The organism is Rhizobium leguminosarum, from assembly GCF_019798305.1.
GTDB lineage: Bacteria > Pseudomonadota > Alphaproteobacteria > Rhizobiales > Rhizobiaceae > Rhizobium > Rhizobium leguminosarum_U.
This window is the reverse complement of record NZ_JAAXDD010000015.1, coordinates 90,459-112,401: the sequence shown is the minus strand read 5'-3', so window position 1 is coordinate 112,401 and position 21,943 is coordinate 90,459. Positions and strand designations below refer to the sequence as shown.

Genomic DNA, 21,943 nt, shown 5'->3' with positions numbered 1-21,943 from the left:
AGATGGACAGAGATGTGTTCCTGGCTTGTCGAAATTCCCTAAATGCATACTTCTCGGTAGCGTCGGTTGCGCTTTTCGTTGCGTATTTTGGAAGCGGAGCATTTGCGGCCAGCGAACGCCTGACAACTACCAGAGCGCTTTGGCCTATTTGCAGGTGATTGGACGACATGTTGCCCGGATACTGCCTGTATCCAACCAGGCGTTCAGGGATGACTTCGACATGATAGCGCGCGGCCAGCTTGAACTCGAAATCGAGGTCTTCGCAGCCGCCAATTCCTGCTGCTGCATATCAGCTGTCAAATCCGCCAATCTCGAGCGCGACATCTCGACCGGCGGAGTGGGCTGGTTGCACGTTGCTCGCCCCGGATCAAAAAAACGAGCCCCGCCGAAACGGGGCAATCTGGAAGGGACGGATCGTACAGGAAGGAAGGGATGGCGGACGGCCCCGGGATTGGGGCCACCTGTACGATCCTTATGGCCAAACAGCGATTGGTCGAAAAGGTTCCTGTGCGCTTCCGCACCGATGCTTGGGTTAATCTGTACTTGCGCAACGCTGAGTTCAGAGAAGAAAAACCCCGCTGGAGCGGGGATCAGGAAAGGGGATGTCTTCTGGGACGGCGAATTAATTGCGCTGCACAAACTATTTCGAACATAAATCATGAGTTTTCAATAAAACAATAACCTATGAACTAACTTTTTAAGAAATCTGCCGAAAACTATCAAACTATCACGAGACTTGGCTTTTCCGGCAAAGCGAGTTTTAGCTAATTACAAGAGATGACTTGCAGTTCAAATATCTCGGATAGAAACTGTGCTTGACGGAAGTGGGGGAAATCGGCCAATGCACAGGACTATACTGACTGGACTATCTATGATGTTTCTCGGAACCCAAGCTATTGCTGCTACCGCGATGATAGGAAAGGAGCTTCAGGCCCTGCTTTCAGACGGCAAAGTGATTGCGCTGGGCGGCCCAGAAGAGGGCTACAGTGGGGAGCTTTCTGTGCTCAAGGACGGCACCGCACATGGTCAGGTTAAACTCGATTCCGGAGAGGTAATCTCTATTGACGGCGTGTGGCACATTTCTGGCAGCACGTTATGCCGTACCTGGAAGGGGGGGAGGGACGCGGGCAAGGCGGTATGTGCGACCTGGAATAAAACGGGCCCGAAATCTGTTAGCATGTTGAACGGAAAAGAGAATTTTGGCAGAAATTCTTGGAAATAGCCTCGATGCCGTGATCGATTTGCAAGCCGGGCGCGGGCGCTGCAAGCATCGGTGAAGCAGGTGAGCTGTCGTCCTCTTTCAATTGGAGGATCCGCAACATCGGTCAAGAGGACCGTCTCCTGCTAAGCCGGGGCGGCCGCCCGGCTTAGCAGGAGACAGCGGTTTTCGGGGTGAAAACCAGCCGAGCGACCGGCTCTCAAACCGCCTGAGGGTTCGGCGGTTCCGCTGCTCACCCGAAAGGACTACACCTTCACGAAGCACGAAGCGTCGGCCTTGGGCGTCGATCGCCGATACCGGGATGTCGTCGTCGACCGAGAGACGGAGGAGGTGTTCCAGACGTTGGACGTCACGCCGGGGCCGAACCTCATAATCTCCTCCTGTTCCGGCCCTATCAGCGCGGCTTGCCTTGCGATGCGGCGATCAATCCCGCATTGATCCCGGATACGAACTCGTGTATAAGTTTTGAGGTACGTACATCAGATCCATGGCTTGCGGGCGAAGACGAGTGTTGCGAGTTCCGGACCTGCAGTTCGGCCATGCGATGAGAGGGGTTTCGGGAGGGGAACATGACGACCTTACAACTCAATCCAGATTTTGCCATCGCCGATGAGCAGTCGCTTCGGGCGCTGTTCGAGCCGACCCACGCTCTGGCAATCGTGAAGTGTCAGAATTCTCTTGGCGAGCACGCGCAGGAATTCATTCGGCGCTCGCCGTTCTTCTGCATCGGCACGCAGAGTTCGGAGGGAAAGGCCGACGTCAGTCCTCGCGGCGACCCTCCGGGGTTCGTCAAGGTTCTTGACGAGCGCACGCTGGCGATCCCGGATCGACCTGGCAACAATCGTCTTGATACCCTAAGCAACATCATCGCCAACCCGAACGTCGGGCTGTTGTTTCTTATCCCCGGTTTCGACGACACATTGCGCGTCAACGGGCGGGCAAGTCTGACCAATGATCCTCAACTGTTGGCGAGCATGAGCGTTGCCGATCGTCTCCCAAAACTCGCTATCATCGTCAAGGTCAGCGAAGTTTTCATGCATTGCGCCAAGGCGTTCAGACGGTCCCGCTTGTGGAGCCCGGATCATTTCCAGGACCGCACCGAGATGCCCTCGCTCATGAAGATCATTCTGGATGAGACGACAGGGGCGCCGAAGGACGGGGATGAAATGCGAAAGATGGACGAAGACCTGGAACAAGCCTACCGAAGGACACTTTACTAAAGCATGATGCCCGCAGAAGCGGGCGGTGGCGACGCTCCAAACAGGCCGGCGACTCATTGCGGATCAGAACGGCGCTACCCGTCCTTTCCGACGGTCGTGACTTTTCGCAGAGGTCTTAGATCGCGGTCTGCATGAGATAAGGAGATTTCTCGACGGGAACCCGCGCGACGATCTTCATCAGCAGCGTGGGAGCGACATCAGCAACAGAGCTCACTCGCCCGTCTTTGTAGAGCACCCGCAAGACGCAGGTCTCGCTATCATATTCAAGTTCGGCGATCGTCTTTGAATGGACCAGAAATTGCATCTTCAGCTGCCTCCTGCACTGCAGCATGACCAATGAAAATGACCGACCGCCGCTCATCCTCGAGGACAATACTTGATCGGCACGAAAACTCTTTGCCATTTCGGCGGCCGGCGCTGTCCGAAACGCGATCCAGAAGACATGCGTCCCAACCAAATCGTGCCGGCGAAGCCGTGAAGAAACCTAGTAAAATCCACCGTCGAAATCGCGTGAAATCAGCGTGACACACGCTCCGCGACTATATGTGACGTGGGACCACCAGAATAAGATGTGCGTAGCGCCTGCCGCAACGAGTCCGAACGCAGGTGCACCGCGGTCGTCGGCTGAAGGTGAATATCAGGGCAGGGTCGCGATCGCTTGACTCCCGCACGCGACCCCTACGATCATCTGCCGATGATCGTTCCGCGCATTCATACTCGCCTCTCGCTGGCCAGGGATCTCGACAGTCTCGGCATTCGCGCCGGCGACATGGTCATGGTCCACGCCGCGATGAAGCGGGTGGGGCGGCTGCTCAACGGGCCTGATGTACTGATCGAAGCGCTTCGCGATGCCGTGTGGCCTGCCGGCACCATCGTCGCCTATACCGACTGGAACGGTGACTATGATGCGTTGCTGGATGAAAATGGCTGCGTCCCGCCGGAATGGCGCGCCCATATCGCGCCGTTCGATCCGGCTGTTTCCCGTGCTGCCCGCGATAATGGCGTGCTCGCCGAATTCATTCGAACGACCTCAGGGGCAAGACGCAGCGGCAATCCGGGCGCATCGGTCGCGGCGATCGGCGCGCGCGCGGATTGGCTCACCGCCGACCACCCGCCTGATTACGGCTACGGAGAGACATCGCCGCTCGGCAGGCTGGTGGCGGCAGGCGGCAAGGTTCTAATGGCCGGAGCTCCGCTCGACAACATGACGCTGCTCCACCATGCAGAACACCTGGCGCGAATTCCGAACAAGCGCCTCCGCCGCTACGAGGCGCCCTTTGCCACATCGGCCGGCGTGGTGTGGCGGATGCTGGAAGAGTTCGACACAAGCGACCCGGTCGTGCTGGGCCTTGACGACGATTATTTCGGCCGGATCGTGCGGGCGTTTCTGGCCAGCGGGCAGGGTGCGCAAGGCCTGGTCGGAGACGGATCGGTGCTGGTCGACGCGGCCGCGATCTGCAGCTTCGCTGTCGCATGGCTGGAGCATCATGTTCGCTCGAAGGCTGAGCGGCTAAGCTGCTAAGCCGCGCGTCAAAGGGTGCGTCAGAACAGGCGGTCGACACATTGTTCGGTCTCCCAGGTCTTGAGGAAAATCGCCTGGCTTGCAATCCAACCGACAGTCTCGCTTTCCCATTCCTGTGCCCTGCGTATTTGCCCATCATCCGGATGTGGCGGACGATGCGAACCGACGGGCGGCGTCGATGTCGTCTGGCGTTCAGGGGTTGACCCAGCGGGAGGAGGTCTGCGCGCCCAGATGATCGTAGGCAAAGACTGCGCGTCGGTTCTCGGCGTGGCGCAGCTGGAACCAGTCCAGCGTCTCGGCCCGGAATATCAGCACCCCGAAGAAGGCCTGTCCATCGGCGTCTGTGACGGCCGCCTCGCTTGCCGGCCGCTCGCCGATTTCGTCGCCCGGCGGCCCGCCCATGTAGGTGCTACGCGTCGACAGCGGCAGCAAGCTCCAGGCTTCGGCCGCGCGTTCGCTTGCCGGTCCATGGAGTTCGGCCGATCCCTGAAGGCGAAGCTGCACTTTCGGCTGCGGGCCAAAGCCGAGGATGGTGACCCGAGGATCGGCCGATATTTCCTGCCATTTAGGGCTTCTGACATCCGTATGGATTTCCAGGAGGCGTCGCGCCACATCGACACGCCGCAGCACCACCATGCGGGCTTGCGGCCGGCCGTAGGAATCGACCGAACAGAGGTTCAGGTAGCGGAAGGCCGACTGCGGGTCGGCGGCAGCAGCTTCCAGCTCGGCCCAGGCCGATGCATCGACCTCGGCGAGATTCACTCTGTCGCCTCCGCGTTCTTTATCTCGCCGGCCTTGACGTTCCAGTTGAAGCATATCGCTGTTTTCCTTGGGCGTTGAAAGCGATCCTGTCAGACGGACCGGGTAAGGCCGCCGTCGATCCTGAGGCTCTGGCCGGTGATATAGCCTGCCCCTTCGGAAACCAGGAAGGAAATCGTCGCCGCCACTTCGGCGCTGGTGCCGTAGCGCTTCATCGGCACGCTGTCGCGGCGCTCCTCCGTCGGCGGCAGGCTGTCGATCCAGCCTGGCAGCACGTTGTTGATGCGGATGCCGTCGCCCGCATAGGTATCGGCGTAAATCTTGGTGTAGGCGGCAAGCCCGGCGCGGAAGACGGCCGAGGTCGGGAACATCGCCGACGGTTCGGACACCCAGGCGGTGGAGATATTGACGATCGCGCCAGACTTCTGCCCCTGCATGACCGGCGTGACCAGCCGAACCGAACGGATGACGTTCATTAGATAGACGTCGAGGCCGGTATGCCACTGTTCGTCGGTGACCTCGGTGATCGGCGCACGCGGACCGTGACCGGCGCTGTTGACGAGAGCGTCGATCCGACCCCACTTTTCCATGCATGCGTCCACCAGGCGCTTCAGGTCGTCGTTGGATTGGTTCGAGCCGGTGACGCCGATGCCACCGAGTTCTTTCGCAAGCGCCTCGCCCTTGCCCGACGAGGATAGGATGGCGATCTTGAAGCCATCGGCCGCCAGCCGCCTCGCGGCTTCCGCACCCATGCCGCTGCCGCCGGCCGTAATGATTGCTACCTTTTCTACTGCCATCGCCGCTCTCCCTACTCGGTTTGCACCCATTGCCGGGCATTGATCCCTGGGATACCATGGGTCCCAAGCGGGAACGAACCAGTTTTCCTGAAATGTCCCAGTAGAAAAACTATCGAATGTCCATGCTGATCGGCAATCTTCCCTCTCTTAACGGCCTCAAGGCCTTCGACGTGGCGGCGCGTCATCTGAACTTCCGGCTCGCGGCCGAAGAGCTCGGCGTCACCCAGGGAGCCGTCGCCCAGCACGTGCGCGGGCTTGAGGCGGAACTCGGGGTGACATTGTTCGAGCGCCTGCCGAAGTCATTGGCGCTGACGGGCGAGGGGCGAAGCTACATCGCCGATGTCAGGCGCGCCTTCGAACTGCTCGCAAACGCGACGGCGAACCTGAAGCCTCAGCCGGTCAAACTGGTGGTCAGCACGACACCGACCTTCGCCTCGAGATGGCTGATCCCGCGTCTTCCTGATTTCACCTCGAGGCATCCCGATCTCGATCTCCACATCCTGGCGACGGACCGCATTTCCAGCTTCCAGGTCGACGGCGTCGATCTCGCCGTCCGCTATGGCAGCCCTCCCTTCGGTCCCGGCCTCGCCGCCGAACTGCTGTTCGAGCAGGAGATCATTGCCATCTGCAATCCGAGCCTCATCGGCGAGGGAGCCGAGCCTCAGAACGCGGAGGAGCTCTCGCGCTACACGCTGCTTCACGATGCCCATAATTCCTGGCCGGAATATATCGATCGCTTCCTCGGCGGCGGTGATCCCACGCTGTTTCGGGGCATCAGCTTCTCGCAAACATCGCACGCGATCGAAGCTGCCATCGCCGGACAGGGCATTGCTGTGACGACCCGCGCCTTCGTCTCGACCGAGATCGAGGCGGGCAGGCTGAGGCAGGTCTTCGACGGCGCCCTCAAAACGCGGTCGCACTTCTATCTGGTGAAGCCACGATATCGGAAGTCCGAAGCGGTCGAAAAGCTTCAGGACTGGCTGCGCTCGCAGGTCCAAGCCTAAAGGTCGGACAGCCATCGCTCAAGGAATGGACGAACTGCGGCAGGTTTGCGCCAGGAGCGGTCATCGCATTCGGGAGCCTTGTGCGGAACGAAGACGGCAGGCAAGGTCGTTAACGTGTCCGAAAGTCAGTCGAGGAGTATCCAGCAGGTGCGCGTACCCTTTTTTCAAGTCGATGCGTTTACCCATCAACGCTTTGCGGGAAACCCCGCTGCGGTGATGGTTCTTCCGAGTTTCCCCGACGATGCGACGATGCAGGCGATTGCTGCAGAAAACAACTTGGCCGAAACCGCATTCCTGGTTTTGCAATTGGGTCAGTATCACCTGCGCTGGTTTACGCCGACGGTCGAGGTCCCACTGTGTGGCCACGCGACACTTGCCACGGCGGCGGTAATCATGGAACGTCTGGCCCTTGGCCTCGACGAGGTGGTCTTCCAAACGGCGAGCGGCCCCCTTCCCGTGACACGATCGAGCGATGGCTATGTGATGGATTTTCCTTCCCGGCCATCGGACAATGTGCCCCCTCCGCATGGAATTGCTAAAGCGTTGGGCGTGGCTCCCATGGAGGTCCACGTCAACCAATACAATTATCTTGCAGTTCTCGATTATGCCAAAACAGTCCGCGACCTCGCGCCAGACTTCGTGGCCATAGCGGGCCTTGACCGCCCAGGTATAATTGTTACGGCCCCGGGTGACGACGGATATGATTTCGTTAGCCGTTACTTTGCGCCCGCCAAAGGCATTCCTGAAGACCCCGTCACGGGCGCAGCCCACTGCATGCTGGCACCATATTGGGCCGCTAGGCTCAAGAAGACGACCTTTCATGCTTATCAGGCTTCCCGTCGCGGCGGTGAGATCGATTGCCAACTCGTCGGGGACCGGGTTAGCCTTGTAGGTCATTGTGTCTTCTACCTGGAAGGCCAAGCCGAGATATGAGGAACATTGGATAAAGCGGACGCGACTCATTTTGGCCCCTTTGGGCCGAGTGCAGCCGTTGCGAGCTTCTGCTTCGCGCCACAAGCGATCATTGCCCCAGGACGAGTTTTGCTTCGACTGGCCAAACTGATCATTTTGAAGTTGGACGGCATCTATGGTTTCTCTGAAAGGTGCTGGGGTGCGATTGAGACCCGCTTCGCCTGATGATGCCGAGGCTCGGTTTTCGTTGGGAACGGACGCCGACATTTTGAGAATGTTCGGAGTGAGCCAGTCAGGCGAAGGTCGAAGGGATCGCCGACTGCGCCGACGCACCGCCCGCTGTGCTGTCCTTCTCCGCTCCTGAGCCGAATAGATCAGGGTCGTAGTCGGTTCGGCCAGCGTCTGACCCGTCGTTTGACCAGGAGCCGGGGAGGGCAGCAGCCACAAGGCAGCCCTGCCGTCCTTTCCATCGCCATACCCGCTCGCACGAGTCCAGTCGCCGATTTCTTGGGTAGCTGACTGATGGGTTTGTGGATCAGGCGGCACGCTCCAGTGCAGCCCGGATCTGTGCTTCGGTGGAGGCGATCGCAGCCTTGGCTGCGTCCGGGCTTACGAGAGTTCCTTCCACGCGAACCACTTCGATATCCGTCAGTCCGATAAAACCGAGAAGATGGGCGAGATAGTTGGTCTGGAAGTCGAACGGGGCATTCTTGCCTTCCGAAAAGACGCCGCCAGTTGCCGTCACGAGATAGACTTTCTTGGCTGGCAGCAATCCCATCACACCGGTTGCGTCATAGCGAAAGGTGACGCCAGGGCAGGTGATGTAGTCAAACCAAGCCTTGAGCTGCGTCGGCGGGCCGAAGTTGATCATGCCCGAGCCAATGACAATCACGTCCGCAGCCTGAACCTCATCAACGAGGCTTTGAGCGAGATTGACGGCTTCGATCTGTTCGGGTGTACGTGTCTCGGGCGGCGCAACGCGGCCGTCGATATAGGCTGCTGCGATATGCGGCAGAGGTGCCGCCCCAAGATCACGTTCGACAATTGTGCCGGCAGAACGGGCTTTGAGGCTTTCAGCGATGTCACGCGCAAATCGGGTGGAAAGGCTCTGAGGACCGCGTGGGCTGGAGGTAACGAGGAGGATGTTGGTCATTGGTGGCTCCTGGGAGAATAGAGTAGTATCAAATTGTGACCAACGCTATTAAGATAACTATTTGACTGTTCGCAAGAAGGCACATTCATGACACTCAGTGACATAGAGTTTCCTACCCCAAGCGAAGACGCCGACTGCCGTCCGTTCGAGAGATCCTTGATCGCATTGCCGATAAGTGGAGTCTTTACATCTTCGTGGCCCTGAAGGATGGGCCGGTCCGCTTCAATGCATTGCGACGGCAGATCAACGGCATCTCGCAGCGGATGCTCACGATTACGCTTCGTCAATTGGAACGCGACGGTTTGATCAGTCGAACTCTCTTTCCGACGATCCCTCCGCGCGTGGATTACGAGCTGACCGAAGTCGGCAGGTCGCTTCTCGCCCCAGTCATGGCCTTGATGACCTGGGCAGATTCAAATCGGCATGTAATCGAGGAAGCGCGCCGGCAATATGACCACTAGATGTGAGCTTTCAGGAGGTTGTCCATTCGGGGACTGGCTGCGCTCGCAGGTGCTGGCCTGACGGTCTTCTCTTGCGACACTCCTCATCAGCGGGACCCTAAACCGCCTTGGCAATCCAGCCTTATCTTGGTGAATTCGATTGTCTCCGTTAGGGATAGCGATACATCGGGATTGTGGCATCCCTGCTCGGCGTGGCGGGCGGAGAGCTGTTGATCCCGACGCTGTCCTGCTTTTCGGGGCGGATATCAAACTGGCCGGAACCCACGATGCTGGCCGGGTTCACCCGCTACAGCCGCGATCAGAGCTTTTCGGTCCTTGGCCGCAACAAGACCTTCCTGCTGGTCATGGCGGGGGGCTCCATCGTCGGCACCTTTGTCGGCGGCTTTGTTGCTTGGCATAGTGCCAAACGCCTTCCTCCTCAGCGGTAAAGGTTTGGCGACACAGCGAACTTAATGACAAGCGCGAAAATAATGACTCTTTTCAGCTCGTTCGAACGTCCTTGTAGCGACTGCCTTTGCGCGGTTTGGATCGAATGAGGAAAAGAACATGGATTTGGATGGAAAACGCATCGTTGTCGTCGGTGGTAGCCGCGGGTTGGGCTTCGGAATGGTCGAGGCGTTTGTAGCGCGCGCCGCTAAAGTGACCGTCGTGGCTCGCGACGCGACGACTTTGCAGGCGATGGGAGAGCAACTGGCCGTCACGACTGTGTCTGCTGACGCGACCAGTGCCGACGCCGCAAAGAGGATCATGTCGGAGACACGACCTGATGTCGTCATCATGAACGCCGGCGCGGAACCGCCCATGGAACGTATCGACCGTGTTGGCTGGGAGGCGTTCACGATCAACTGGAACGTCGATGTAAAGGCCGCCCTGCATTGGGTCCAGGCCGCTTTGACGTTGCCGATGGCGCCGGGCGGGCTGGTCGTTCTCATTTCCAGCGGAGCCGCGGTGCAAGGCTCGCCGCTATCGGGAGGCTATGCAGGAGCAAAACGGGCGCAGTGGTTCATAGCCAAATATGCCGAGGGCTTGTCGACCCAGCTCGGCCTCGGCCTGCGTTTCCGGGTCATTGTTCCCCGGCAGATGTTTGCAGGAACCGGCGTGGGCAACGCCGGAATCGCAGGCTATGCTGCAGCGGCGGGCCGGACATTCGCCGAACAGGCCGCTGCCTGGCCGGACATGACACCGCGCGGCTTTGGCGATACGGTAGCCGAACTGATCGGCAACACGGCGCTGGAAGAGGCAATGATCTACGCCGTGCGTGGAGATACAGGCGTGACGGTCATCAATGATGGATGAAGCTGCCCTCGAAGCAGAAGCGAAGAACACACTCTATGCGGCGCTGGCCAAGGAGGCGGATGCAGTTCGCCCGGAACTGCATCGCTATGCCGCCCGATTGGTCGGCTCGGTGATCGACGGGGAGGACGTGATACAGGACGCGTTAGTCAGTGCATTCGCGATGGTCGGCTCGATCTCGTCCGGCACGCCGCTGCGACCTTGGCTGTTTCGCATTGTTCACAATCGCGCCATCGATGCGCTGCGCCAGCGAAGTAGCCGTTCGTCAGAGCCTCTGGAGACGGCCTTTGATCTAGCGGATGTCAGTGCCGTTGATCCGGAGGATGCACTGATAAGGCAGGACACGGTGCGGATCGCCTTGGCTCACTTTGCCAAATTGCCGGTGCCGCAGCGCAGCGCGGTGATCCTCAAGGATGTGCTGGGAGAGCCGATCGCAGACATCGCCGCGCTATTGGGCCTGAGTATCGATGCTGTCAAAGCCCATCTCTCACGTGGTCGGGCAGGATTGCGATCCATCTCCGAGTTGGAGTCCGAAGCTCCGCTGCCCCCAAGTGCCGAGGTTCTGAATTTCGCAGCGCTGTTCAACGCGAGGGATTGGACGGCCCTGCGCAGCCTGCTTGCCGAGGATGTTCGGCTTCGTCAGGCACGACGGCCGCAGGTCTTCGGTGCGGCGAATGTTGGCCGATTCTTTTCCTATTATGCGGACTATCCGCCGGTTTGGATCGAACCGGCTTGTCTGGAAGGCAGGGAAATATTGCTGGTCTCGGCTGCGCCGTCCGCTGCTCCTGCTTACTTCATGCTGCTTGAATGGAGAGATCAAAAGATAACACTGATCCGCGACCATCGATATGCGACCTACGTCATGGAGGACGCGGCTGTGACGCCGGCCGCATCGCAACGTGAATCTTAGGCCTGGCGCTCTCACGGCTCCTGTCCGCGCAGGGATCGTCGCGTCAAAGCAGGTCGCTTTCGGTCTGAGGCCACAATGACCTTTATGACCGCGAGCGCCATGCTGAATTTTTGACAGACCCTGTCGATTCCGGCACCGTAAGATCGACAAAGCCTGATCAACATGGAATGAGCCAAATGCCTGTCTTTCATGCCAAATGCAGCTGCGGCGCCCTGTCCCTGGAGGTCGATGGTGAACCGGTCCACAATCACATATGCACCTGCACACGCTGCCAGCGTGCATCCGGCAGCGCACTGGCACATAATGTGTGGTTCCGGGAGGAACATGTGCGGGTCGTTTCCGGAGACTATTCCGTCTGGTTTCCGCAAGGCGAGACGACGCCTGATGTGATGAAAGCCTTTTGCCGGATCTGCGGCGGCGGCGGCTTCTCGAAGTCCGGAACATACTTCCCCGGCACCGTTGTCATCGCGGGCGGCACATTCGCCGATCCAGCGTTTCCTGCGCCCGATCATGTTCACTGGTGGGACAATCGCCCGCATTGGCTCGATCTCGCCGAATCGATCGAGCGTCATGGCGGAGATTAGCGTTTCCAGAAACGCGAGACTGCAGCTAAAGATTGCAAGGATGACGAACTCCAGAGGGCAGGATACGCCGCGTTTTGGTGATGATCGGGGCAGTTTGTGTCGCTTACGCGGTCTGGCATGTGGCGATGGCGCGGTCGACTACAATTCGGCTTGAGCCCCTGCCGGCTACCAGTTGACCTACAGCATCGCGTGGGGCTTGGGCATGGAAGAGCGATTTGCCCTTAAAAAGCTCGGCGCAATCTGGCCATCGCAATCGAGCGCGTGGACCGAGATTTGGAAAAAACCATATAATTCCGGGATGGTTGCCTACGTCAGCGATGACGGAAAGACCTACTATTTCGGAACAGGCTACGGGCTGCATTTCTTCCAGCCGGAACAAGAGACTTACTGGACGACGTGTCACAAAGGCAGCATTCCAAAACGTAAGCCTTTTGCCGAACGACTGTCATTCTTTGGATCGGAGCCCCACGACGAGGAACTCGATCCTGGCGCACCCCGCCTCTTCGAATACGTACAAGCAAATGAAGCGAGCGGGGCGATTCCATCCTCGCCACCCGCGTCAAGATATTATGCCGGCCTCAAATACCTTGGCAGGTTCGGGCTGGTGGCGACAAACGGTCGAGGGCGGGGCGAGGAGGTAAGGTTCGTTCCAGCAGGGACCGCCATGGAGCCGCGCCTAGGGCTGCAATTCAGCTGCGGTTGACGCGAAGGCTTGGCCAGGCGCTAGTCCGTCTTCGGCAGCCCGGGAAGCTGGCCGTAAGCCGTCAGAATGGCCTTGATCAGGCCCGGGAAGCGTTCGTCCAACTCGGTGCAGCGCGTTTGATTGCGCATCTCCACACCCTGGCGCTCGCTCATGATCAGCCCGGACTCGCGCAGCACCTTGAAATGGTTGGAAAGCGACGACTTTGGAATGACGCGGTCGCCGAGATCGGCAAGCGCAGAGCACGTCCCGCCACCGCTGGCGCCGGCAAGCTTTGCATAAATGGCAACGCGCTCCGGATCGGACAGCGCATAGAGGATCGCCTCGGGCTTGATGTCCTCCAGGGCTGGATGAAAGAGCGGTCTCATGAATTTTATATAGTCTCCCTTGACATTGAGATCAACAGTTCCGAATTTCCGAACTATGGAACAAGCTTGCCAATCCCGGCAGCTATCCAGATCTGAAGGAACGAGAAATGGCTAAGCTCACAGGAAAGGTCGCTGTCGTCACGGGCGCCTCCAAAGGCATTGGCGCTGCGATTGCCAAGGCGTTCGCAGCAGAGGGCGCGCAAGTGGTGGTCAATTACGCGTCGAGCAAGGCGGGAGCCGACGCCGTCGTTCAGGCGATCGGTGCGGCCGGCGGCAAGGCCATCGCGGTGCAAGGCGATGTTTCAAAGGCAGAACAGGCGCAGGGCGTGGTCGATGCCGCGATCAAGGAATTCGGCAAGCTCGACGTGCTGGTCAACAACTCCGGCGTCTATGAATTCGCCCCGATCGGCGAGGTGACCGAGGAGCACTATCGCCGCATGTTCGACGTCAATGTTCTCGGCGTTCTCCTGACCACCCAGGCGGCGGCCAAGCATCTCGGCGAGGGCGGCAGCGTCATCAACATCTCATCGGTGGTCACCAGCCTGGGGCTGCCGGCCTCGGCCGTCTACACCGGCACCAAGGGAGCCGTGGAGGGCATCAACAGCGTGCTTGCCAAGGAGCTTGGCCCGCGCAGGATCCGCGTCAACGCCATTCTGCCGGGCATGGTCGAGACTGAGGGCACGCACTCGGCCGGCGTCATCGGCTCGGATTTGCAGCAGACCATGGTTGCCCAGACGCCGCTCGGCCGCATCGGCCAGCCGGACGATATCGCCGACATTGCCGTCTTCCTCGCTTCCGACGATGCCCGCTGGCTGACCGGCGAGCGACTGGTTGCCAGCGGCGGTTTTCGCTAGGATGATTTGAGGCCGGGTCGGCCTCAAATCTGAATCCTGTTCTGAATCAAACTACTAGAGCATGATGCTATCAGAGAACCGCTCACACGTTTCGGCATCATGCTCTGGTCGCGCGTGCGCCTTCACAGGGCGCGCGCGATCAAGTCTGCCGGGTTTCAAGAAGGGGCGGAACTCACCGATTGCTTGGATCAGTTCTTCGTCCGCGCTGCAAGGGCATCGGAGACGAAGGTGATCGAGGCATCGCAAAATTATCGCCAAGTGCTCGCAGAACGCGGACGGCTGCCCAGATGCGTTCGTCGAAGGCACGCCGCAGAACAGGTGACATCGCCTCTTGGACCTTGCATGAACCGCCGCGGCGGTCCGGTGCACACCGTTAACGAGAGAACGACCGTCCGTCGCCACTTCCTCGTCCTCCAACCGGATATCCGTCAATTCGGCGGCGAGGGGAGCTGCCACCCTATGGCAAGGCACCAGATTTCGAGCTGGGCCGGAACCGCGTCGGACCTCCGAAGTTTGCGGAACGAGGAGAATTCCACATGCATCTGATCCAGTTGTTTATTCCGGCAGCGGCACACGCGGCGATCGACATCGAAGACATTATCGCGATGATTCAGCGCGAGATGACGGAGCGCCATGGCGGGGCGACGTCATACCTCAATTCCCCGGCAAAGGGGTTTTGGTCCCATGGCGAGGGCACTGAAGAAGATACGGTCATCGTCATCGAAGTGATGGTGAACAGTCTCGATCGGGCCTGGTGGCGCCAATACCGGCGCAAACTCGAACAGTTGCTCGCCGAGGAAGAATTGCTTGTGCGGGCACTTCCAGTCGAAACGCTCTGACCGTCTGGAAGCCTCCATGGACACGCAGTTCCGCAATCTTGAAATCTATCGCAGACGCGGCGAGTTCGCGGGCTGGCCGGCAAATTATGGTCTCTGGTCGTGGGGTGATGAAATGGTCGTCGTCTTCGCGCGCGGCAAACTCGGAGCGAAGGGCGAGCTGCACGAATTGGACCGTGATTATCCCTTCGTACCCTGGCAGGCACGCAGCCTCGACGGCGGCCTGACATGGATGGACGAGCCGTTCTGCGGCCGCGTGCCGGGTGGGCTCTCGCTTTCGGCCGACGAGCATTTGAACGCCGATCTCAAAGTCCGTCCCCGGCTGTCGGTCCGTGAAGACCTGTGCTCGATTGACGATCCCATGGACTTCCTCGACCCCGAGACGATGGTCATGTGTGCCAGAACCGATGTAGAGGGCAATGCAGTCAGCTGGTTCTATGTCAGCCGGGACCGGTGCCTGACATGGCAGGGTCCGTTTCGTTTTGTCGGTTTGCACCTTCCGATCTCGGCGCGCACCGATATCGTTCCTCTCGGCAGGAACGATGCACTCTTCATGCTCAGCACCTCCAAGGAGGACGGTGCGGAAGGCAGAGTGTTCTGCGCGCGCACCGTGGATGGCGGGCGCAGCTTCGTCCTTCAAGGCTTTGTCGGTCCGCAACCTGAGGGCTATTCGATCATGCCGGCATCGACGGCACTTTCCGGTGGCGCCATCCTGACGTTGACGCGCTGCATGGGCAGAGGCGTTGGCAAGGGTTGGATAGAGGCCTTCACCTCCCGTGACCAAGGGAGGACCTGGACGCCGGAAGGCTGCATCGTCGAAAACACGGGCAGCAATGGCAACCCGCCGGCGCTCGGGCGCATCGAAGGCATGCTTCTCGTCGTCTACGGCCACCGTGATCCGCCATTTGGTATCAGGATGCGCATGAGTTTCGATGACGGCCGGACATGGGGCGCCGAGACGATCATCCGGAGCGACGGCGGCACGGCTGATCTCGGTTATCCCAGACTCGTAAAACGCGGCGATGGATCCCTGCTTGCCGCCTACTACTTCAACGATGGCGACAGGGAAGAGCGTTACATCGCGGCGTCTATTGTCACGCCTGGCAAAGATCAGAGACCCGCAGGAGCCTGGGACGGTGCTGCTTCGTGCAGTCGGAGTTCTGAGCCATAGCGAAGGCGAATCTCCCACAGCGCGTCCGGGAACAAAGCGGGCCATTCATGGTTCGGGGCTGCGGCAGTTGCCAGCACGAATTGGGAGGTTCGAAATGCAAAACGATTTCACAGATCCGGCAGGGCGGAGCGCGTCCGTCCAGACCCCGTCCTCATCCCCAGGTTCCGGTTCTTCGCCGGGAACGCGCACGTCCATTTCCGATCTGGAAGCGAAGGTGAGCGCGGATGTTTCCGCCGCCAGGGAAACGATCAGGGAAGGCGCCGACACCGCCGTCGAGAAAGCCAAGGAGGTCATGTCCGAACGCACCAGCTTCGCTGCTCGCCAGGTCGGCGGCGTTGCAATGGCGCTCGAGAAGGCTGGCGCCGAAATGGAAAGCTCCGGTCAGGCGGAAGTCGGACGTTACGCCAAGCAAATCGGGCGGAGCGTGCAGACTGTTGCTCGGCGGATGGAAGGCAAGGACATCGGCGAGATCGCCACAATGACCGAGGATTTCGGGCGCAAACAACCGCTCGCCTTTCTCGGCATGGCCGCACTTGCTGGCCTGGCCGCAAGCCGGTTCCTGACAGCGTCGGCGAAAAGGCAAACAACTGCTGCGTCGCGCGAACCATCAATCGGTCGCTCCGGCCCAGCAACGACTGGAGGAGAGAACAATGGCTAAATCTTCAGAGAACACCCCCCTCTCCGAACTCGTCAGTGGCCTCGTCGGTGATGTCACCGGCCTGCTCCGCAAGGAAATCGATCTTGCCAAGACGGAGGCTTCGGAAAAACTTTCGCAGGCGCTCAGCGGCGTGGAGATTCTCCTCTTCGGGTTGGTCTTGGCAATCGGGGCGGTCGGCGTCCTGCTGAGTGCCCTTGTCGGTGGCCTCGCGGCCTTCCTCGTGACACAGGGATTTACCGAAACGGCTGCCAGCGCGCTCGCCTCGCTGATCGTCGGCATCATCATTGCCGGCATCGCGTGGGCAATGGTCTCCCGGGGCCTTTCCGCGCTTCGGGGCAACAACATGACACTGGATCGAACTGCGACCTCGCTTCGCCGCGACGTTGATGTTGTGAAGGACAAAATCTGATGGAAAACGCGATGGAGAAAACATCGGCCGAGCTTCAGCGGGAGATCGACCAGGACCGCCGCCGGATTGGAGACCGGATTGACGCTATCCAGGAACGGATGTCGCCGGGCCAACTGGTCGACGAGGTGATTGCCTACGCCAAGGCAAGCGGCGGCGGAGAATATGTCAGCAATCTTGGCCACGCCCTCAAGGCGAACCCTCTGCCGGTCGCGCTGATGGGCGTGAGCCTCGCCTGGCTCATGGCAAAAGGCAGTCCGTCATCCGGCGACACGGCGACCTGGATGGAGGATCCTGAATACCCGCTCTATCCAGCGACTGGCCAGGTCGGCAGGATTGGTCCGCCGGCCATGGAAAACGGTGCGCGATACAGCCATTTTGCCGACGAATCCGGCAGGAGGCTGAAAGCCTTGACCGACGAAACAGGCGGTCGTGCCGGCCATTTCATCGACGAGGCAGGCAAGACCTATCGCGGCTTCGCCGACGCCAGCGGAAAACAGATCAATCAGATCGCCGACGAGACTGGTGCAATGCTCGACGCGGCAACCGGCTGGGCGGCGGAGAAATGGGAGCAGGCGAAAAACGCCGCGAGCGATCTAACCGCCCGTGCGTCTGGCGCGGCAAGCTCGCTATCGAGCCGATCCTCTTCGGCGGCGACCAGTCTTCAGGAGCAAACGAGCAAGCTCAACGAGGCGATCCTCACCCATTTCCGCGACCAGCCGCTGGTTGGCGGAGCCCTGGCTTTCGCGGTCGGAGCGGCGATCGGCGCGGCGCTGCCGCACACTGACACCGAGGATGAATGGGTCGGGGAAGCTGCAGATAGCGCGAAAGACACCCTCAGCGATCAGGCTCAGGACGTCGTCGCGCAGGGTAAAGAGGTAGCGTCGGAGGTCTATCAAAAGGCTGTGGACGTTGCGTCCGATACTCATGATGCCGTCAAGGAACGCGTGGTGGATGAAGCCGAAACATTCATAAATCGCAAGGACAGCTTGGGCGGCGGAACCGATGGCCGGTAGAACGATGGCGACGACGAGATGCAGGTTAAGCCACTGACCGGCCCTCTGTGCGAGAGCTTCCTCCAGAAGTGCGAGGAGCTACATAGCATTGCGCGCAAAAGTGTCCGGCGCTTTTGCGACAATGCTTGGTGGTCCGTCACGACCGGTGCAGCGTCGAGAGCCGACGGCGGCGTCGTGGACACGCTCGTCTAAGCCCGATCCAAACCCACGCCGTGGTTCACCGGCTTCAGACGCAGAAGACCGCCAGGCTGCTGAGTTCCTCACACACTTCAGCGGTTCAAATCCCACTTGGGAAAGGCGAAGAATCCGATACCGGCGGTCCGGAAAAAGCGCCGGGTGGTCACCAAGCACCCCGCAATCATCAGTAGGGCGAGATGCAGGCCCGCCGCGGACCGTAATAGGGCTGGAACGTGTTGTCGTAAGCCCTGTAGGACCGGTAGCGCGCATAGCACCAGCTCGTATGTCCGTTGCCGCCACTATAGACCTGGCTGTAATAGCGCGGCGCGTAGTAGCGTGGACGGTAAAGGGTCGAGCCGTAGTAGCGCGGCGCACCGTAATAGGGCGATCCGTAATAGCCCTGGCCGTAGTAGCCCTGATTGTAGTAGCCCTGACCGTAGTAGCCCTGGCCGTAATACGGCTGCGCCAGCATTCCGCCTATGATTGCGCCGGCCGCGAGCCCGCCGAGTCCCCAGGCCCAGCCGTTGCTGCTACCGTGGTGTCCATGCCCGTAGTAGCCTCCATGCCTGTAGTAGCCTCCATGGCCGTAGCCACCGCCGTGATGTCTGTACTGGACCGGCTGCGCCTTGGTGGCTTCGATCTTCGGTATGGAAACGGTGGGAAACGCCATGGCCGGCGGGACGCTCGTCAGCGCCGTCACCAGCGACAGGGCAACGATTGCTAACCTTTTCATTGGCTCATCTTTCCTTCTACAGCACCGCGCGTCGAAGTCGGCGCGCAAGGGCGTTTCAGCCCTCTAGGTAAACTGGCGAATTATACTCTAAAATCGACTTTGATTCGAGGAATTATGCAGAAAAGCTTTTGTTCGACGGCGGACTCCCGGCGAAAGCACGCCTCCACCGTCCGTCATCTCATAGCGCTCAGTGAACAAACACCATTCTTCAGAGAATCCAGTGAGTTTTAGTAGCGATGCAGCCGCCGATGACATAAGCATCGCCGTCGGGGTGTAGCTCTCATCAAGATAGGCATGCCAAGACAAGCTCTCTCCTATAGCTCGTAAACCATCGCGTTATCCTGCTCCTCCCGCAGCCCCTTATATGATGCATGGCGCAACTTGCCGTCGTCTGTCCATGCTCGATATTCGATCTCGGCGATCAGCCTTGGCTTCACGAAAATTGCTTCTTTGCGATCGACGGCCGCAGCCGGCGTCGATGTGATAAGGCCCTCGAGCTTCTCCCGGAGCTCATAGGCATTCCGCTCATTGAAGCCGGTCCCCACCCCGCCAACGTAGACCAGCGCCTTGCCCTTGCGCGCGGCCAGCAGAAGCCGACCGATTCCGGCGCGCGCGACTGTAGATCGCTCATAACCGACGATCACAAAGCTGTCGCTCTGGATGCATTTGATCTTCAGCCAGTCGCCGAGCCGGCCGGAGCGATAAGGCGCATCCCGGCGCTTGGCGATAATGCCTTCCAACCCATGTTCGCAGGCGCTCGCCAGCAACTGATCACCGTCGGCCTCGATCTCCTCGGAAAGCCGGATATCATCCTGACCGCCGGCCGGCACCAGATCCTCGAGCAGATGCCGGCGCACCTCCAGTTCCGAATTCCTGAGGTCGTGACCGTCGAAATAAAGCAGATCGAAAGCCATGAAGACGGCGTTGCTCGACCTCTTCATGCCGCCTCGGCCACCGAGCGATTGTTGCAGCAGGCCGAAATCAGATCGACCGCGCGTGTCGAGCACGACGGCCTCACCATCCACAATGGCGGTGGAGACGGGAAGCGCCCTGGCGGCGGCCTCTATGAGTGGGAAGCGGTGCGTCCAGTCCAGGCCCCTGCGCGTCAGAATGCGCACGCCCGCAGGCTCGACGTGGACCGCCAGACGGTAGCCATCCCATTTGATCTCATAAATCCATTTGTCGCCCTTCGGCGGCCTGGCCTTCAGCAGCGCAAGGCACGGCTCGATACGATCCGGCATTGGCTCGAGGGGAAGGTTCGGCTGCGCGGGATCTCTGCGGCGGCGCGGCTGGCTGCGAAGCGGCGCGTCGGCTTCACCGAGTAGCGGCTTTGAACGCGTGCGGGGCGGCTTTGTCATGCCGCAACTTCATCAGCACCATCTTAAAAGGCAATTGACCCAGATTGGGTATCGATTGTTCGGTTCCGCACGGGAACGGTTCTGCTGCCTTGACCTGCCGAAGCAGGGTTACATCTAAATAAGTAGTTCCCAATGGCATGGTCGAATGTGTAGTCGCGTTTATATCAAGGGATCGCTTCACGAGCTTGCGCGTAGGTTCGCTTTCGCCGGACAAGGCGAGCTTGACGGCTTGGTTGACCGCATCCCTCGATATAACGGCGCACCGCGGCTGGTCTACGCGATCATCATCCAAGATGCAGAGCCGGAGACGGATATCATGGCGCCGGTCTTTGCAATGGCGGTATGGGGCCTGGTGCCCGCATTGATGAAACCGAGCGATCGGCGTCTTCCATTGATCAATGTTCGCTGCGAAAACATCGCCACGCATGGACTTTCCGGACCTGCCTATCGGTCGCGCCGCTGCCTGATCCCAGTCAATGGCTTCTTTGAGTGGAAGTACGCCACCGGCCGGGACAAACAACCTTATGCTGTCGCGATGAAGACCGACGTTCTGTTCGCTCTTGCCGGCGTTTGGGAGGTTTGGCGTCACCCGGCTGGCATCGATATCCGCACCTTCGCTGTCATCACCTGCCCGTCGAACGAGATGATGGCGACCATCAGTAAACGAATGCCCGTCATCCTCCGTCAAAAGGATTATGAGCGCTGGCTATCTCCTGATCCAAATCCATCCGACCTGATGAAGCCATACCCGGCGGAGCTTATGACCATGTGGCCGACCGGAACGGGCGTTGACAGCCTGAAGAACACCGACGCCGAAATCATCAACCCGGTTCCTCTTGATCCGCAGCGCTGGAATTGTCGGCTTAGCTGAGGGGCCGGAACAGCCGTCCATGCTGCCACGACGTCAGCCGCCCTTAAAAAGAAATGGAGGATTATTGACTCCATCGAAACGTGAACATAATAAGAACATCGGCGCTGCGGCCGCCAATCTGAAAACTGAAGCATGGAGCACGGATATGCGAGAGCAGCCGATCGGCGAAGCCGTGGAAGACGATGAGCGTGACAAGGTGATTGCCTACCACAGGGGCGATACCCACGCAGCAATCGACACCCTGCTGGAGGATATTCGCCACCTTCGCCGGCAGTTGGCGTTGGCAGAAGGCGCCATGAGCCGAGGCATGACCCGGGGATGGCAGCCGAGCTATGACCGTCGATGATTGGAATTCGTCCGACGCCGGCACGGGGCTAAAGTCATATGCAGGCAAGCGGGTGGGCGTGATCTGCGAGGAATGCGAGATTTTGAAGTTCTTCGACGGGGACGAGCTCATTGCAAAGCATGGCAATGCTTCTATGCCTTCGCTCCTCGCGACGCTCGCAAAAGAAGGCCTCGGATGCCAGCGCACCGAAAACAAACATTACGAGCGGTGCAAGCTCACCTACCACCATGGCCCCGAAGAATGGGCGCGGCGGCATGGCTATGTGAAGCCTGAGCACGCGCGCAAGGTTGATCGCGCCCTTGGTGATCTGGCCGAGTGGGAGGGGTTAGTGGCCTTTTGCAGGAACGCGGATTGCAAGCGGAAGCGACCACTTGATCGATGGGCGCTACAGAAGCGGCTCGGCAAGGATACGACGATTTCGGCAATAGGTCCGCGCCTGAAATGCAAATGTGGACACCGCGGCGCCAACATCGTCATCGGCTATGTTTCACGGTGATTTCGGAACAACAAGTAGGGAATGACAAATGCTTGCCGGGCTGATAACCGCGCGTCGACTACCGCCAATCGGCCCACTCGAGCGTTGCTTTCTACAACCGTTATGCGAGCTAAAAGAGC

Annotated in this window: 25 protein-coding genes and 4 pseudogenes; 20 read left to right on the top strand and 9 right to left on the bottom strand. The window is 59.7% G+C overall.

Translation table 11 applies throughout. The features are described 5' to 3' along the window. Position 1 precedes the first annotated feature (1 nt). Positions 2-328, bottom strand: a pseudogene (locus HFO99_RS33630) (glycosyltransferase family 2 protein); the annotation flags it as partial. 513 nt (positions 329-841) lie between these two features. Here HFO99_RS33630 and HFO99_RS25290 point away from each other — a divergent pair. Both HFO99_RS25290 and HFO99_RS25285 read left to right on the top strand, forming a co-directional pair. After that, complete coding sequence (locus HFO99_RS25290; RefSeq protein ID WP_222364286.1) at positions 842-1,222, top strand: hypothetical protein; 381 nt, start codon at positions 842-844, stop codon at positions 1,220-1,222. A gap of 566 nt (positions 1,223-1,788) precedes the next feature. Continuing rightward, positions 1,789-2,439: a pyridoxamine 5'-phosphate oxidase family protein gene (locus HFO99_RS25285; protein WP_222364285.1), complete on the top strand. Its 651-nt coding sequence runs from the start codon at positions 1,789-1,791 to the stop codon at positions 2,437-2,439. 115 nt (positions 2,440-2,554) lie between these two features. Here the strand turns inward: HFO99_RS25285 and HFO99_RS25280 are convergent, their stop codons facing one another. Beyond that, positions 2,555-2,743: a hypothetical protein gene (locus HFO99_RS25280; RefSeq protein ID WP_222364284.1), complete on the bottom strand. Its 189-nt coding sequence runs from the start codon at positions 2,741-2,743 to the stop codon at positions 2,555-2,557. 390 nt (positions 2,744-3,133) lie between these two features. Between HFO99_RS25280 and aac(3) the strand changes: the two genes are divergently transcribed. Further along, a complete protein-coding gene (gene aac(3) / locus HFO99_RS25275) occupies positions 3,134-3,961 on the top strand; it encodes an aminoglycoside 3-N-acetyltransferase (protein ID WP_222364481.1) in 828 nt (275 codons plus the stop codon). Between the two features lie 20 nt (positions 3,962-3,981). Here aac(3) and HFO99_RS33990 read toward each other — a convergent pair. The 3 genes and pseudogenes from HFO99_RS33990 to HFO99_RS25265 form a co-directional block, all read right to left on the bottom strand. After that, a pseudogene (locus HFO99_RS33990) lies at positions 3,982-4,153 on the bottom strand (kinase); the annotation flags it as partial. Beyond that, positions 4,154-4,723, bottom strand: coding sequence for a pyridoxamine 5'-phosphate oxidase family protein (locus HFO99_RS25270; RefSeq protein ID WP_222364283.1), 570 nt, complete (start codon positions 4,721-4,723; stop codon positions 4,154-4,156). It lies immediately after the preceding pseudogene. 89 nt (positions 4,724-4,812) lie between these two features. Next, a complete protein-coding gene (locus HFO99_RS25265) occupies positions 4,813-5,517 on the bottom strand; it encodes an SDR family oxidoreductase (RefSeq protein ID WP_222364282.1) in 705 nt (234 codons plus the stop codon). 116 nt (positions 5,518-5,633) lie between these two features. Here HFO99_RS25265 and HFO99_RS25260 point away from each other — a divergent pair, with 116 nt between their 5' ends. Together HFO99_RS25260 and HFO99_RS25255 are read left to right on the top strand one after the other, a co-directional pair. Then, a complete protein-coding gene (locus HFO99_RS25260; RefSeq protein WP_222364281.1) occupies positions 5,634-6,521 on the top strand; it encodes a LysR substrate-binding domain-containing protein in 888 nt (295 codons plus the stop codon). 147 nt (positions 6,522-6,668) lie between these two features. Further along, positions 6,669-7,454: a PhzF family phenazine biosynthesis protein gene (locus HFO99_RS25255; RefSeq protein ID WP_222364274.1), complete on the top strand. Its 786-nt coding sequence runs from the start codon at positions 6,669-6,671 to the stop codon at positions 7,452-7,454. A 514-nt stretch (positions 7,455-7,968) separates the two neighbouring features. On the opposite strand, the gene HFO99_RS25250 is transcribed toward HFO99_RS25255, so the two are convergent. Beyond that, positions 7,969-8,586: an FMN-dependent NADH-azoreductase gene (locus HFO99_RS25250; protein ID WP_222364272.1), complete on the bottom strand. Its 618-nt coding sequence runs from the start codon at positions 8,584-8,586 to the stop codon at positions 7,969-7,971. 87 nt (positions 8,587-8,673) lie between these two features. Between HFO99_RS25250 and HFO99_RS25245 the strand changes: the two are divergent. The 6 genes and pseudogenes from HFO99_RS25245 to HFO99_RS25220 all read left to right on the top strand — a co-directional run bounded on the left by HFO99_RS25245 (position 8,674) and on the right by HFO99_RS25220 (position 12,537). Next, positions 8,674-9,047: pseudogene (locus tag HFO99_RS25245) on the top strand (winged helix-turn-helix transcriptional regulator). 164 nt (positions 9,048-9,211) lie between these two features. Continuing rightward, a pseudogene (locus HFO99_RS25240) lies at positions 9,212-9,500 on the top strand (sulfite exporter TauE/SafE family protein); the annotation flags it as partial. Positions 9,501-9,593: 93 nt separating this feature from the next. Beyond that, entirely contained in the window at positions 9,594-10,343 is a 750-nt protein-coding gene (locus HFO99_RS25235) for an SDR family NAD(P)-dependent oxidoreductase (protein ID WP_222364270.1), read from the top strand. Further along, a complete protein-coding gene (locus HFO99_RS25230) occupies positions 10,333-11,250 on the top strand; it encodes an RNA polymerase sigma factor (RefSeq protein WP_222364268.1) in 918 nt (305 codons plus the stop codon). Before HFO99_RS25235 ends, HFO99_RS25230 begins: the two co-directional genes overlap by 11 nt. A 167-nt stretch (positions 11,251-11,417) precedes the next feature. After that, positions 11,418-11,834, top strand: a complete 417-nt coding sequence (locus HFO99_RS25225; protein WP_315860500.1) for a GFA family protein — start codon at positions 11,418-11,420, stop codon at positions 11,832-11,834. A gap of 172 nt (positions 11,835-12,006) precedes the next feature. Further along, positions 12,007-12,537, top strand: coding sequence for a hypothetical protein (locus HFO99_RS25220; RefSeq protein WP_222364265.1), 531 nt, complete (start codon positions 12,007-12,009; stop codon positions 12,535-12,537). A 20-nt stretch (positions 12,538-12,557) separates the two neighbouring features. Here HFO99_RS25220 and HFO99_RS25215 read toward each other — a convergent pair whose 3' ends face one another. After that, positions 12,558-12,902: an ArsR/SmtB family transcription factor gene (locus HFO99_RS25215; RefSeq protein ID WP_164579126.1), complete on the bottom strand. Its 345-nt coding sequence runs from the start codon at positions 12,900-12,902 to the stop codon at positions 12,558-12,560. A 107-nt stretch (positions 12,903-13,009) separates the two neighbouring features. Here HFO99_RS25215 and HFO99_RS25210 point away from each other — a divergent pair, with 107 nt between their 5' ends. The 6 genes from HFO99_RS25210 to HFO99_RS25185 all read left to right on the top strand — a co-directional run bounded on the left by HFO99_RS25210 (position 13,010) and on the right by HFO99_RS25185 (position 17,843). Continuing rightward, complete coding sequence (locus HFO99_RS25210) at positions 13,010-13,756, top strand: glucose 1-dehydrogenase (RefSeq protein ID WP_064249778.1); 747 nt, start codon at positions 13,010-13,012, stop codon at positions 13,754-13,756. A 536-nt stretch (positions 13,757-14,292) separates the two neighbouring features. Continuing rightward, positions 14,293-14,595: a hypothetical protein gene (locus HFO99_RS25205; protein WP_222364264.1), complete on the top strand. Its 303-nt coding sequence runs from the start codon at positions 14,293-14,295 to the stop codon at positions 14,593-14,595. Between the two features lie 16 nt (positions 14,596-14,611). Continuing rightward, positions 14,612-15,763: a sialidase family protein gene (locus HFO99_RS25200; protein ID WP_222364263.1), complete on the top strand. Its 1,152-nt coding sequence runs from the start codon at positions 14,612-14,614 to the stop codon at positions 15,761-15,763. 94 nt (positions 15,764-15,857) lie between these two features. Then, positions 15,858-16,421: a nutrient deprivation-induced protein gene (locus HFO99_RS25195; protein WP_222364262.1), complete on the top strand. Its 564-nt coding sequence runs from the start codon at positions 15,858-15,860 to the stop codon at positions 16,419-16,421. Further along, positions 16,414-16,830 carry a phage holin family protein gene (locus tag HFO99_RS25190; RefSeq protein ID WP_222364261.1) on the top strand — a complete coding sequence of 139 codons (417 nt, stop codon included), beginning with the start codon at positions 16,414-16,416 and terminating at the stop codon, positions 16,828-16,830. The genes HFO99_RS25195 and HFO99_RS25190 overlap by 8 nt, the downstream gene beginning before the upstream one ends. After that, entirely contained in the window at positions 16,830-17,843 is a 1,014-nt protein-coding gene (locus tag HFO99_RS25185; RefSeq protein WP_222364260.1) for a DUF3618 domain-containing protein, read from the top strand. Before HFO99_RS25190 ends, HFO99_RS25185 begins: the two co-directional genes overlap by 1 nt. Before the next feature lie 361 nt (positions 17,844-18,204). Here HFO99_RS25185 and HFO99_RS25180 read toward each other — a convergent pair whose 3' ends face one another. Together HFO99_RS25180 and ligD are read right to left on the bottom strand one after the other, a co-directional pair. Beyond that, the gene (locus tag HFO99_RS25180) at positions 18,205-18,753 is read right to left on the bottom strand and encodes a BA14K family protein (protein WP_222364259.1); all 549 of its coding nucleotides are present in this window, start codon (positions 18,751-18,753) and stop codon (positions 18,205-18,207) included. 314 nt (positions 18,754-19,067) lie between these two features. Further along, positions 19,068-20,111, bottom strand: coding sequence for a non-homologous end-joining DNA ligase (gene ligD / locus HFO99_RS25175; protein WP_222364258.1), 1,044 nt, complete (start codon positions 20,109-20,111; stop codon positions 19,068-19,070). Positions 20,112-20,256: 145 nt separating this feature from the next. On the opposite strand from ligD, the gene HFO99_RS25170 reads away from it, so the two are divergent. The 3 genes from HFO99_RS25170 to HFO99_RS25160 all read left to right on the top strand — a co-directional run bounded on the left by HFO99_RS25170 (position 20,257) and on the right by HFO99_RS25160 (position 21,824). Next, positions 20,257-20,982: an SOS response-associated peptidase gene (locus HFO99_RS25170; protein ID WP_222364253.1), complete on the top strand. Its 726-nt coding sequence runs from the start codon at positions 20,257-20,259 to the stop codon at positions 20,980-20,982. Positions 20,983-21,127: 145 nt separating this feature from the next. Further along, on the top strand, positions 21,128-21,328 hold the full coding sequence (locus tag HFO99_RS25165; RefSeq protein WP_222364480.1) for a hypothetical protein: 201 nt from the start codon (positions 21,128-21,130) through the stop codon (positions 21,326-21,328). Then, entirely contained in the window at positions 21,315-21,824 is a 510-nt protein-coding gene (locus HFO99_RS25160; RefSeq protein WP_222364251.1) for a hypothetical protein, read from the top strand. The genes HFO99_RS25165 and HFO99_RS25160 overlap by 14 nt, the downstream gene beginning before the upstream one ends. Positions 21,825-21,943: the final 119 nt, after the last annotated feature.

Coding starts and splice junctions, on each gene's coding strand:
- HFO99_RS25290 (WP_222364286.1), top strand. CDS start 842: ATGCACAGGACTATACTGACTGGACTATCTATGATGTTTCTCGGAACC.
- HFO99_RS25285 (WP_222364285.1), top strand. CDS start 1,789: ATGACGACCTTACAACTCAATCCAGATTTTGCCATCGCCGATGAGCAG.
- HFO99_RS25280 (WP_222364284.1), bottom strand. CDS start 2,743: ATGCAATTTCTGGTCCATTCAAAGACGATCGCCGAACTTGAATATGAT.
- HFO99_RS25265 (WP_222364282.1), bottom strand. CDS start 5,517: ATGGCAGTAGAAAAGGTAGCAATCATTACGGCCGGCGGCAGCGGCATG.
- HFO99_RS25260 (WP_222364281.1), top strand. CDS start 5,634: ATGTCCATGCTGATCGGCAATCTTCCCTCTCTTAACGGCCTCAAGGCC.
- HFO99_RS25250 (WP_222364272.1), bottom strand. CDS start 8,586: ATGACCAACATCCTCCTCGTTACCTCCAGCCCACGCGGTCCTCAGAGC.
- HFO99_RS25235 (WP_222364270.1), top strand. CDS start 9,594: ATGGATTTGGATGGAAAACGCATCGTTGTCGTCGGTGGTAGCCGCGGG.
- HFO99_RS25230 (WP_222364268.1), top strand. CDS start 10,333: ATGATGGATGAAGCTGCCCTCGAAGCAGAAGCGAAGAACACACTCTAT.
- HFO99_RS25225 (WP_315860500.1), top strand. CDS start 11,418: ATGAGCCAAATGCCTGTCTTTCATGCCAAATGCAGCTGCGGCGCCCTG.
- HFO99_RS25215 (WP_164579126.1), bottom strand. CDS start 12,902: ATGAGACCGCTCTTTCATCCAGCCCTGGAGGACATCAAGCCCGAGGCG.
- HFO99_RS25210 (WP_064249778.1), top strand. CDS start 13,010: ATGGCTAAGCTCACAGGAAAGGTCGCTGTCGTCACGGGCGCCTCCAAA.
- HFO99_RS25205 (WP_222364264.1), top strand. CDS start 14,293: ATGCATCTGATCCAGTTGTTTATTCCGGCAGCGGCACACGCGGCGATC.
- HFO99_RS25200 (WP_222364263.1), top strand. CDS start 14,612: ATGGACACGCAGTTCCGCAATCTTGAAATCTATCGCAGACGCGGCGAG.
- HFO99_RS25195 (WP_222364262.1), top strand. CDS start 15,858: ATGCAAAACGATTTCACAGATCCGGCAGGGCGGAGCGCGTCCGTCCAG.
- HFO99_RS25190 (WP_222364261.1), top strand. CDS start 16,414: ATGGCTAAATCTTCAGAGAACACCCCCCTCTCCGAACTCGTCAGTGGC.
- HFO99_RS25185 (WP_222364260.1), top strand. CDS start 16,830: ATGGAAAACGCGATGGAGAAAACATCGGCCGAGCTTCAGCGGGAGATC.
- HFO99_RS25180 (WP_222364259.1), bottom strand. CDS start 18,753: ATGAAAAGGTTAGCAATCGTTGCCCTGTCGCTGGTGACGGCGCTGACG.
- ligD (WP_222364258.1), bottom strand. CDS start 20,111: ATGACAAAGCCGCCCCGCACGCGTTCAAAGCCGCTACTCGGTGAAGCC.
- HFO99_RS25170 (WP_222364253.1), top strand. CDS start 20,257: ATGTGTAGTCGCGTTTATATCAAGGGATCGCTTCACGAGCTTGCGCGT.
- HFO99_RS25165 (WP_222364480.1), top strand. CDS start 21,128: ATGCGAGAGCAGCCGATCGGCGAAGCCGTGGAAGACGATGAGCGTGAC.
- HFO99_RS25160 (WP_222364251.1), top strand. CDS start 21,315: ATGACCGTCGATGATTGGAATTCGTCCGACGCCGGCACGGGGCTAAAG.